This is a genomic window from Actinotalea sp. C106 (assembly GCF_023630195.1).
Classification (GTDB): Bacteria; Actinomycetota; Actinomycetes; order Actinomycetales; family Cellulomonadaceae; genus Actinotalea.
Map to the genome: position 1 here is coordinate 1 of NZ_JALPKN010000559.1, position 918 is coordinate 918.

Annotated in this window: 1 protein-coding gene and 1 pseudogene; both read right to left on the minus strand. The window is 75.6% G+C overall.

Annotated features, from left to right (window positions below; genetic code table 11):
* Positions 1–398, minus strand: a pseudogene (locus L0B03_RS18460) (ATP-dependent DNA ligase); the annotation flags it as partial.
* 60 nt (positions 399–458) lie between these two features.
* Positions 459–918 (minus strand): ABC transporter ATP-binding protein (locus L0B03_RS18465; protein WP_250448548.1); only part of this gene is annotated, 460 nt, incomplete at its 5' end.

Genomic DNA, 918 nt, shown 5'->3' on the forward strand with positions numbered 1-918 from the left:
AGCAGGGCGTCGAGGGCCCCCTGCCGGAGCTCCCCGGTCACCAGCCCGCGCAGCAGACGCTGCTCGGGCTCGGTCGCGGCGGCGAACAGCTCGGCGGCCATCGTCGAGCGTGCGGTCGCCGAGCCGGTGCCAGCCAGTCGTGACATCCGCTCGAAGAGGTCGTCGACCGCGAGCACCTCGAGGGAGGGCTCGGCAGCCGGCCCGGGCAGGGAGGCGAGGGAGCGCCACCCCAGCCCGGTGCGACGCTGACGCAGCTCGCCGGCGAGGTACCGGGCCACGACCGGGACCTCCGCGGGGTCCGTGCGACGGAGCACCTCGACGAGCCGGGCGCGCTTGGCCAGGCGTGATCGCGTGGCGGCGAGGTCGAGGGAGGCGGCGGCGACGTCGGCGAGCAGCACCCCGCCATCCTCCACCGCTCGTGCGTGGCGCGCCTCAGGGAGGCCTCGTGACAGCGAGCGTCACGGAGCTGGTGCGCGCACCGAGCGGGCTCCTCCGATCTCCCGACCTGCGCTGCCGAGCAGGCGGACCGCGGTGCTGCCGCCGTCCGCCCAGACCTCGGCCCGCACGCGGAAGACCTTCTCGATGAGGTCCGGGGTGAGCGTCTGCTGAGGCGGGCCCTGAGCCTCGAGCCGGCCCTCGCGCAGCACGACGAGGGAGTCGCAGTACCGCGCCGCGAGGCCCAGGTCGTGCAGGACGACCACGACCGTGAGGCCGGTGGCCGCGAGGAGGTCCAGGAGCTCGAACTGGTGCTGGACGTCGAGATGGTTGGTGGGCTCGTCCAGGAGCAGGCCGCGGGGCTGCTGCGCGAGGACCCGTGCGACCTGCACACGCTGGCGCTCGCCGCCCGAGAGCGTGCGCCAGGGGCGCCCCTCGAGGCCGCCCATGTCGACCCGCTCGAGGGCCGCGGCGCACACCGCG